This is a genomic window from Halomonas sp. ND22Bw (assembly GCF_003011945.1).
In the GTDB taxonomy this organism is placed as follows: domain Bacteria; phylum Pseudomonadota; class Gammaproteobacteria; order Pseudomonadales; family Halomonadaceae; genus Halomonas; species Halomonas halophila.
Map to the genome: position 1 here is coordinate 1 of NZ_PXWD01000995.1, position 267 is coordinate 267.

Below are 267 nucleotides of genomic sequence, written 5' to 3' on the forward strand. Positions count from 1 at the left end.
ACGATACGGAAACCGGGGGCAAAGCGGGTGACCTTGTCGCCATGGCTCATCCACACCTGGTGCCGCTCGCCGACCTGCCACAGGCCGTCGAACAGCACGCATTCATCGGTGACGTTGAGGAAGGCGCGGCCGAACTCGCCGCCCTCGCCCGTCACATGGCCCGGCTGCACCTCGCCGCCCAGCTGGTGGGTCATCACCTGCTGCCCGTAGCAGATGCCAAGGATAGGCAGGCCGCTGTCGAACACGACCTGCGGCGCGCGCGGGCTC

Annotated in this window: 1 protein-coding gene; it reads right to left on the reverse strand. The window is 68.2% G+C overall.

What is annotated here, in order from left to right; genetic code table 11:
• Positions 1–267, reverse strand: a 267-nt coding sequence (locus tag CVH10_RS21150; protein ID WP_181244618.1) for a gamma-glutamyl-gamma-aminobutyrate hydrolase family protein, incomplete at both ends; no start/stop codon positions are given.